Raw genomic sequence first — 9,877 nt, 5'->3', positions numbered from 1 at the left:
TCCGACTCCCGACTCCCGACTCCAGACTCCCTACTCCCGACTCCCGACTCCCGACTCCCGACTCCCGACTCCCGACTCCCGACTCCCGACTCCCGACTCCCGACTCCCTAAAACCCATAAATCAAATTCCTCCAACAAATCGACCAGGACTTAAAACATTTTCTGGGTCAAATTTTTGTTTAATACCACGCATTACGTCTAACCCATTGCCTTGATATCCCCAAATATCTAACTCTTGCTTCAAGGTTATAGGAGCTTCTAATACTGTTAAAAATCCTTGTTCAGATTCACAATAACTGCGCATAGTTTTAATCATTTCCGAACTAACTGCTTCGGAATCAAACCACACTTTACCCAATCCACTTCTAACATGAATTACTCCCAATCCTCCCAAGCTTTCTAGGGTGTTGAATGTTTTAGCAGCAGCAGTTGGTAATACTCCTATTTTGCAGACAATTGTTGAGGATTGTCGCGATTTCCCGATTGAGTTTGCCAATGATTCCCATAGACTCGTGTCATCCCCGTTACTATAAAAACTATTCCGTAACCCTAACTGTTCCGCAACTGACTGTATTCGAGCACATTGCTCTTTAACACTGTCTGCTACACTTTGGAACCTTACCATTAATCCCATATCCTGACCAATCCCTAATTCTGTGACTAACTTAGGGGATAATAAATCTAGTGCTGTGGGAGTCAAGGCTGAGGCTAATACTGTTTTTATAGCTGAGGCAATTCCATCCATTTCACCTGTCAACACAATAGTTTCTGCTGCTTCTGGTAATGGATATAGCCGAAAGGTTGCCTGAGTGATAATTCCGAGGGTGCCATAGGAGCCAGTAAATAGCTTCATCAAATCATATCCAGCGACATTCTTTACCACTCGACCCCCGGCTTTAGCGATTTGTCCATCACTGCGGACAAAGGAAATCCCGAGCAACATATCCCGAACCCCTCCATAGCGTTGACTTAGGGAGCCGCTGTCTGCGGTAGCAATAATACCTCCAATGGTCGCTTCTTGGGGATTAGCTGGATCTAATGCTATAAATTGACCCGTTTTTGCTAAAATAGCTTGTAAGTCAGCTAATTTAACTCCAGCTTCTACGGTAACTGTCAAGTCTCCTACGGCGTGGCCAATGATTTGGTTGAGGTGCTTGGTACTTACTACCACATCAATGTCTTTACCAATACCTCCCCAGCCTAATTTACTGCCGTTACCACAGGGGAGGAGATGATAATGTTGCGAATGAGCTAGAGCGATGACTTGGGCTAGTTGCTCGGATGTGCTAGGGTAAACGATACTATCGGGAAGGGTGTCGGGAGCAATGGCTGGTTTGATGCGCTCTTGCCAGCTTGGGTCTAGGTTTCCCCAGGTGTAGATATTGGAATTTCCGACAATTGGTTCGAGGGTTGAAGCGATCGCATTCATACAAGTTGAGGGGGTTTGTTGATCAGATTGTGGGATAATCCATATAGTAATCGTAATGGATTGGTGAACAAAAACAGATCCTGATCGTCTTTCCTATCAGCCCATAACTGTGTGTTAGAGCTATAAACAGTACAGCGAACCTTTATTGAGAGAAAGCGGAAATGTCTGTCAATTATGCTGATTCCTATTGGCAATATCTCGAAAGTGCTGGTCTGAATCTGGATTCAGAGGCTTTATCTACTGTAGAGACCAGTATTGAAGGTACCTCTTGGGAGAATCCGACTTCTGCTATAGAATTGAACAACTGTGCTGTAATAGCATTAATTGAAGCTGAGCAATGTGAAAACTCATCCCTACGTGCCATGTATCTTGAGATGGCTTTTGATGCTTTGAGTCAGGGAATTGAGTTGTCTGATCATCCCCTGTGTGCTGCTCATTTAGCTCTAGTTTTCGCCATGACTGGAGAAATGGAGCAGGGGATACAAACAGCATTTCCGACGTTAATTAATACCCTACATCCTGCTGATATTAATGAGCAATCCATTCCTCTAGGACTAGTTTATCTACCTCCTGGAAATGACTTTACAGATAATCGGTATGAGCAATTGGCTCACATTCTAGATGCTGAGGATGGCTACGCTCAATCAATTTTTTTGTTAAGTGAGGTTTTATGTCGCTCACAATTGGTGTTTTATAATGCTACGGGATTAAGATTTCTCCATCTTGCTGTTCAACTCTTCTCCGATTCCCCTTCTATTCATTTAAAGTTGGGAATTGCCAACCTGATCAATAGTCAATGGGAAGGATTATTTAATTTACACCAGGCTAAAAATTTGGCTCCCTATTCGGCTAGGATTATACAATCCCTATACCTCGCTTATCGAGATTTAGGACAGATAGACTTAGCTAAGTATTGGCGAGATATGGGGCTAGCTAGGGCTGGCGAGATTAGGGACGAATATTCGGATTTAATCGGGTTTGAATGGACTGAATTGGAGCTTGAAAGTCCATTTACTTATGTAACCTTTGAAGAGCAGTTACTATTAGCGGTTGAGCCAAGTCTCCGGAGTTTGGTGACAAGTGTGTTAATTGCTCAAGGAGACTGGTTTGAAAAAGAAATGGAGTTTTGGCGCAACTGGCTCCAACCTGGGATGACTGTAATTGATGTTGGTGCTAATGTGGGAGTCTACACTTTTAGTGCTGCTTTACGAGTAGGATCAGAAGGCTGTGTGCTAGCGGTTGAACCGTTTTCTGGTTGTGTTCGTTGTTTAGAAGAAACCTGTACTATTAATCAGTTAGAGTGGGTGAAAGTTTGTGCAGGAGCAGCTAGCGATCGCAATGGTACTGCTCAACTGGCTCTTCATGGTGCTAGCGAACTTAATGAAATTGTTTCTAGTGATGAAGAAGCAACGGTCAAACCAGGTAATTTTGAGGAGGTTTCCTGCTTTACTCTGGATAGTTTGATTGAGCAAGAAGCTATTAGCAAGGTTGATTTGTTAAAAATTGATGCAGAAGGTCATGAACTGCAAGTTTTAACAGGCAGCAACAGAATTTTAACGGAATTTACCCCAACGATACTATACGAAAATATTGCAGGGAGTCGGGGTAGTAACCTAGCTGTTGCTGATTTTCTCAGAGATAGAGACTATCAACTATTTCAATATCAGCCTTACCTAGGGCATCTAATTCCGATAAATTCTAGGGAGGATTTACAAGGAAGACTGAATATTATTGCGTTGCCTGAAAATATAGCAAGGGAAGAATAGTTGAGGATATAGTATTTTGGTTTAAAGGGAACAGGGAACGGAGAACAGGGAACAGTGATAATATTTGACTATTTCAGTACTTCAATTCATTGTTATCACTGTCTTGATGCAGTCGCTCATGGGGGAAACCACGGCAGTCGCTCATGGGGGAGACCCCCAAGACCGCGCTGCCTCCCCAAGACCGCGCTGCATCGCTTCCGTTATTAATTTTTTGGTACTGGTGGAATATGTTAAAAAAAAGTAGTTAAATAAAACAACAAGCAACAGGAAACAGGCAAAGATTGATTTGATAAACTTTTAAAGAACAAACTAGACTGATTGCCTGTGTAGTCGTTAACTAACTTGTCATTCCCTCAAAAGTGAACTGCTGACAGCGTTGCAAAAATCCCAGGGGAACCTCAAGACAACTACCCCAATGGAGATGAACATAGGAAGCATGGAGCTGATACAGTTGCCAACCTTCCACTCCAACCTTTCTCTGGTGATATCCCCGTAACTCAAACAAGGGATTGGAGGGCATGACTGTCAAGTGGGAGCGATGAAATTCATGTCCCCAAACCGTTGCTCCGGCAGGTAACAATGGTCCATCTACCAAAGCAGTTGCCTGTCGATATCCTAAAGTAAGGGATTTTCCCATCACCGTAACCGTGGGTAATACCCCTACCATTGACCAAGATTTCCCGTCAAAATCTGTAATCTGCTCCCCTAAATACATCAATCCGCCACACTCAGCATAAGTGGGCATTCCTGACTCAATAGCTGTTCTTACTGACTCTCGCGCACTAGTATTTGCAGCGAGTTGCTGAGCAAAAACTTCTGGAAAACCACCACCAAAGTACATCCCTTGTAAATCAGGAGGTAAAGTAGTATCGGTGAGGGGACTCCAATACACTAACTCTGCTCCTAGCTGTTCCAAACTATCGAGATTGTCTTGGTAATAGAAACTAAAAGCGCGATCGCATGCTACAGCAATTCGGATTAGGGCAGGTTGCTGGTTAGTAGAGGTTACAGGTTGCTGGTTAGTAGAGGTTACAGGTTGCTGGTTAGTAGAGGTTACAGGTTGCCGGTTATTTGGTTGCAGGTTGTCTAGAGAACCTTGGCCAAAAGGCCACGCTTTCGGCAAAGCCGTTCGCGTTCGCGCAGCGTCGCCTACGGCGAAAGCGTGGCCTTCGGCCTCCGCTGCGCGAACGCGAACAACCTGTAACCTATCAACCTTCAACTCTGAGTTAAGCTCTAACCGGTCAACCTTCAACTCTGAGTTAAGCTCTAACCGGTCAACCTTCAACTCTGAGTTAAGCTCTAACCTGTTAACCTTGGCCTTTGGCCACGCGTGCGCGAACAACTCAGAAGAACTTTCAACCTTTAACCTACTAACCTTCAACTCTGAGTCAAGATGCTCCCAATTAAAGCAACTCTGTCCTAGATCAGCAAGTCGGTTAATCAAAGCATCCAGTTGAGTAATTTCAGCAGTAGGTATCAAGCCCAAATGCCGATCGGGAATAGTTATATTATCCTGACGCTGTAGCTCTCCTAATACAGGAATGTGTAATGGTTCGAGAGCATCCTTGAGCAATTCCAAATGCCGTGAGCTTCCGACTCGATTCAATACTACTCCAGCTATGGTAATCCTGGGATCCAAGGATTGATAGCCATATGCGATCGCAGCCACGGAACGAGATAACCGAGAGCAATCCAACACTAATAACACTGGTATGTCTAACAGCCGCGCTACATGAGCTGTGCTGGCAAAATCATCTTTTCCTGATGCTCCATCAAATAACCCCATCACCCCTTCAATCAGGGCATAATCTACTCCCTGGCAATGGCGATAAAAGCAATCTTTAACATAATCTTCAGAGGTTAATACTGGGTCTAAATTCCGACAAGGACGTCCAGTAACCCGCTGATGAAACATCGGGTCAATGTAATCTGGACCGACTTTAAAGGATTGAATTGTATAGTTACACCTGGATAAATACGATAATAGGGCGAGCGTAACTGTTGTTTTGCCCACCCCACTACGTTCACCAGCGATGATTAAAGCCATTGAAGAATTGAAGGTTTAAGGTTTTAAGGTTAAAGTTTATGATCTCAAAATTGAACGTGCAACTTGTTAACCTTCAACGCTTTTGTGAAACCTTCAACTTGTTACCGTCAACTTCAAAATTTCCTTGGTCACTGCCATACTTTCTTCGTATAGCATCTCCCGACCCCAGCGTTGTAATTGCTGAGAGAGCAAAAACTCAGTCTTCTGGTCAAACAAGGGCGATACCTGCTGAATGCGGCAAGACTGAGCACCACCACCAGCTTCCATGCGCATACAACCAGTGGTTTGTGAACACAACACAGTGCAGCAATCAGCTTGCAGGTTGGTCGAACCCAAGCGCAGGCTAATCAAATCACCTGCCACATCTCCGACATCAGCTACGGGAATAGCTGCCAATTCTGCTTCTACAGGTTGCTGGTTTGGTCTGATAAATTTAACACGCCGCAGGTCGTAATCCCCACCCTCTTTGATATCAGAGGTGGGAAGCCATTCTAAGCGAGATGCTAACCAACTCAGAAACATCAGTGCTTGAGCCTCATTGCCTTTTTCGTAATCAATGGTGACTTGATCAACTTCGTAGATTGCCCCACGACGTTCTGGTGGATCAAATGCTTCTGCGGTTAACTCTTGCCATGCTGCCAACCGTGCCCAATTCAGGTCAGCCACTGGTGTTCCCTGATTGATCAGCTCACAAATTTGTGATAACTGTTCCTCTGGATTGCTAAAGCTACTTGAGTCAACAATGACTGTATTACTTAGCCCTGCTAACCGTTGGAACAACCCATGGTCAGGATCAGGAGTTCCCTTCCACCACAGGAATTTCGGCAGTTCTGCTAACATCAATTCCGAAATAACACCGCTAATCCGTTCCAAAGCAGCAGCAGTACCAGTTAGGGTGATGTATTCACAACATATTAATGTACTCTGGCTTTGCTTTTGAATTGGGCAAGAGGCAGATACCTGAGCCTTAACCCCTTCATCTTCTCCGGCAATAGGACAAAGGGCAATAATGCGACAGGGGTTAGATGCTGCGATCGCATCGGCAATTCCAAATCCTTCTAAATCACCGGAATACTGTAGATTCTTCTGTCTCTGTCCCTTCTGGAGAGATTCATTGTATTCCTCCCGTAGTTTTGCCTTAGTCGCCTCATCTGCTTTACCAGTTCTTGCCAATCCGTAGGCTTTCTGTGCTGCCTTGAGAGCAGCGACCATGCGTGGACCTAGGATACCATCGATTGGACCAGAATAATATCCCAGTGCTGCTAATAGCTGCTGGGTTTCTTCGGGTTCATAAACCACTAAACTAAAGGTGGTTGCCCTGATCGCACTGGGAGAGTCACCGTTTTCACCATAGCTTTGCCAAATTTGACGCAGTTCCGCTTCAATTTCACCCAAGGAAACATCTTTGGGAGGTTGTATCGAAAGCACCGGAGGAGATTGTGTAGCCATAGCAATTCACTTGTTTTTTGTCAATAGTCATTACTTACTAGTCATTAGTCAGTAGTCACTAGTCAATAGTCACTACTGACTAACTAACTTAAAGTCTGCGCCAGCGACGTCCATCTCGATTAATTAGGTGTTCGGCTTCCTTCGGTTCCCAAGTTCCTGCTTCATACTGAGGTATGGATGCTGGATCAGCCGGACCATCCCAAGCTGCCAAGGCTGGTGTCACTACCCGCCAGGCTTCTTCCACTTCATCAGCACGGGTAAACAAGGTTTGATCCCCTAACATACAGTCAAGTAACAGCCGATTATAGGCATCAGCGGTTGCCACGCCAAAGGAAGAACCGTAGCTAAAGTCCATATCTACAGTGCGGGTGCGCAAATCTGGTCCTGGCCGTTTTGCCTCAAAACGCAGAGAAATTCCCTCATTGGGCTGCAAGCGCAGGGTTAAGACATTCGGGCTAGTCTGCTGAGCCGCAGATTTAAAAATCATTAAGGGAACTTTACGAAACTGAATTGAGATCTCACTGACTTTCTTCGGCAGTCGTTTACCCGTGCGGAGGTAAAAGGGCACTCCTTGCCAGCGCCAGTTATCAATCAGTAGCTTGAGGGCGACGTAGGTGGGGGTAGTGGAATTGGGGTCAACCCCTTTCTCTTCGCGATACCCAGGCACTTGTTTGCCTTTCATCCAACCTGCTGAATACTGACCCCGCACTGCTGAATTTTCTAGATTATGAATATCTGCCAGGTGAGTAGCTTGAATCACCTTGACCTTTTCAGTACGGATACTGTCAGCGTCCAGAGCATTGGGAGCTTCCATGGCCGTTAGGCAAAATAGCTGCATCAAATGGTTCTGCACCATATCCCGCAGTGCGCCGGATTTGTCGTAGTAACCTGCCCGTTCTTCTACCCCTACCGATTCGGCTACGGTAATCTGGATATGGTCAACAAACTGGCGATTCCACAGGGGCTCAAAGATAGCATTACCAAAGCGGAACACTAACAGATTCTGAACAGTTTCTTTACCCAGATAGTGGTCAATGCGATAAATTTGCTCTTCCTTGCAAACTTTTTGTACCACCCGGTTGAGAGATTGAGCTGAACTTAAATCCTTCCCGAAGGGTTTTTCAATTACCAAGCGCTGCTTTACTGGGTCAGTCAGCATTCCCGCTGCCCCCAATTGCTGGATGGCTTCTGTAAAGAATCTGGGAGCTACGGCTAAATAAAATACCCGGTTTCCCCGTGTTCCCCGTCTACCATCGAGTTCTGCCAAGAAAGCTTTCAGCTTCTGGTAACTTTCCGGTTTATCCATGTCACCGGAACAGTAGAACAGGCCATCGGCAAAGTCTTGCCACAACTCCTCCGATTGAATCCCGTCGGAAAATTCTTCGATTCCCTCCCGCATTTGTTCCCGGAAGTAGTCATGAGTCCAATCTCGACGGGCAACACCAACGATGGTAATTTCTGGTGGTAGCCGTCGTTCTCGTTTAAGCTGGTAAAGTGCTGGTACAAGCTTGCGTTTAGTCAAATCTCCGGACGCGCCATAAATCACCATAATCAATGGTTCTGGCGTGCGCTCCTGTTGCAAGCCCACTCTTAAGGGATTTTCTAACAGAGTAACCATCTTTGCCTATTGAAGGTGATCAGGGTCAAGGGTAAAGCTTAAAGGTTATTTTTGCCCAGGGGTCTGGTTTAGGGTAGGTTGAAGGTTGAACGCGACGCGCGTGCCTATTGGCCAAGGTTAAGACTTTACATTAGCTTTCTATCGAAGCCATTTTGTCACCCGACAACCTTCAACCTAAATTAACTGGAAACCTTAAACGTCTTCTATTACACCGTAGCCAATAGTTTGACTTTGCTTTCTAAAGATGATATTAAGGAATCAAAGGGCTTAACAAATTTAACGATCCCTTCATCAAGCAATTCATCCATAACTTGGCTGAGATTGATATTGACATCAGGATCGTTTAGAGAGTTGATGGTTTGGTAAGCTTCTTCAACACCTGTCTCAATCCGACTTTCTGGGGAACAGTGATCGGCACAAGCTTCGATAGTATTGGGAGGCAGGGTGTTGACAGTATTCGGTCCAATGAGTTCATCGACGTACATCACATCGCTGTAGGCAGGGTTTTTGGTGCTGGTGCTTGCCCACAATAACCGTTGTACCTGTGCCCCTTTTGCTGATAGAGCTTTCCAGCGATCGCTTTGGATAATTTCTTTGTACTTCTGGTAGGCAATTTTAGCATTAGCGATCGCAACTTTGCCTTCGATTCCCTTTAGCTTCGCTGTCAAATTCGGGTCATCGCTCGCCGCACTTTTTTCCTCCAATTTTGCATCCACTTTGCTATCAATGCGGCTGAGGAAGAAACTAGCTACAGAAGCAATCTTGCTAATATCTTTCCCTTCTGCCGCTCGTTTTTCCAAACCCCGGATATAAGCCCAGAATGTCTCAACGTAGCTTTCTACAGAGAAGAGCAAGGTGACATTAACGTTGATGCCTTCACTGATAGCTTGCTCTACTGCGGGTAACCCTTCTGGGGTACCGGGAATCTTAATCATCACGTTTTCCCTACCAATAGCTTGGTAATAGCGTTGGGCTTCGGAAATCGTGCTTTGAGTATCTTTAGCGATAGTGGGTGGGACTTCAATGCTGACGTAACCATCTAACCCATTGGTTTCGTCGTAGACAGGTTTGAAGATATCACAAGCATTAGAAATGTCTTCAAATACCAGGGATTCGTAAATTTCCATCACCGACTTCTCGGCACGAATACCGGCTTCGATATCGGTATCGTAGATGGCATTGCCTGCGATCGCTTTTTCAAAAATTGCTGGGTTTGAAGTGATCCCACAAATTCCCCGGGTTTGAATTAGTTCTTTGAGTTCTCCAGACTCAATCAGCGTGCGGCTCAGATTATCCATCCAGATACTCTGACCATAATTTTTTTCAATCTGAAAAATCGGATTCTCGGCTGTCGTTGTCATTGCTTAGCTCCTTACTTGTTATTTGTCAAGGGTTTACAGTTATTTGGTTGTTCGCCTTTGGCATTCCCTTAGGGTAGGTTGGTTGGTTGGTTGAAGGTTGGTTGGTTGAAGGTTGGTTGGTTGAAGGTTGGTTGGTTGAAGGTTGGTTGGTTGAAGGTTGGTTGGTTGAAGGTTGGTTGGTTGAAGGTTGGTTGGTTGAAGGTTGGT

6 protein-coding genes are annotated in these 9,877 nt (G+C 45.2%); 1 reads left to right on the top strand and 5 read right to left on the bottom strand.

Annotated features, from left to right (window positions below):
* Nucleotides 1–121: 121 nt before the first annotated feature.
* The gene (locus F6K20_RS11495) at nucleotides 122–1,429 is read right to left on the bottom strand and encodes an FAD-binding oxidoreductase (protein WP_287251370.1); all 1,308 of its coding nucleotides are present in this window, start codon (nucleotides 1,427–1,429) and stop codon (nucleotides 122–124) included.
* A gap of 161 nt (nucleotides 1,430–1,590) precedes the next feature.
* Here F6K20_RS11495 and F6K20_RS11490 point away from each other — a divergent pair, with 161 nt between their 5' ends.
* Entirely contained in the window at nucleotides 1,591–3,195 is a 1,605-nt protein-coding gene (locus F6K20_RS11490; RefSeq protein ID WP_008187998.1) for an FkbM family methyltransferase, read from the top strand.
* A gap of 337 nt (nucleotides 3,196–3,532) precedes the next feature.
* On the opposite strand, the gene F6K20_RS11485 is transcribed toward F6K20_RS11490, so the two are convergent.
* The 4 genes from F6K20_RS11485 to tal form a co-directional block, all read right to left on the bottom strand.
* Entirely contained in the window at nucleotides 3,533–5,242 is a 1,710-nt protein-coding gene (locus tag F6K20_RS11485; RefSeq protein ID WP_287294732.1) for a cobyrinic acid a,c-diamide synthase CobB, read from the bottom strand.
* A 93-nt stretch (nucleotides 5,243–5,335) separates the two neighbouring features.
* The gene (opcA, locus tag F6K20_RS11480) at nucleotides 5,336–6,691 is read right to left on the bottom strand and encodes a glucose-6-phosphate dehydrogenase assembly protein OpcA (protein ID WP_287294730.1); all 1,356 of its coding nucleotides are present in this window, start codon (nucleotides 6,689–6,691) and stop codon (nucleotides 5,336–5,338) included.
* A gap of 88 nt (nucleotides 6,692–6,779) precedes the next feature.
* A complete protein-coding gene (zwf, locus tag F6K20_RS11475; RefSeq protein ID WP_008187994.1) occupies nucleotides 6,780–8,309 on the bottom strand; it encodes a glucose-6-phosphate dehydrogenase in 1,530 nt (509 codons plus the stop codon).
* Nucleotides 8,310–8,515: 206 nt separating this feature from the next.
* Nucleotides 8,516–9,670, bottom strand: a complete 1,155-nt coding sequence (gene tal / locus F6K20_RS11470) for a transaldolase (RefSeq protein ID WP_008187993.1) — start codon at nucleotides 9,668–9,670, stop codon at nucleotides 8,516–8,518.
* Between the last annotated feature and the right edge of the window lie 207 nt (nucleotides 9,671–9,877).

Source organism: Moorena sp. SIO2C4, from assembly GCF_010672485.1.
GTDB classification, from domain to species: domain Bacteria; phylum Cyanobacteriota; class Cyanobacteriia; order Cyanobacteriales; family Coleofasciculaceae; genus Moorena; species Moorena producens.
Note: the sequence above shows the minus strand (reverse complement) of the source record. Positions and strands in the feature narration are given on the sequence as shown.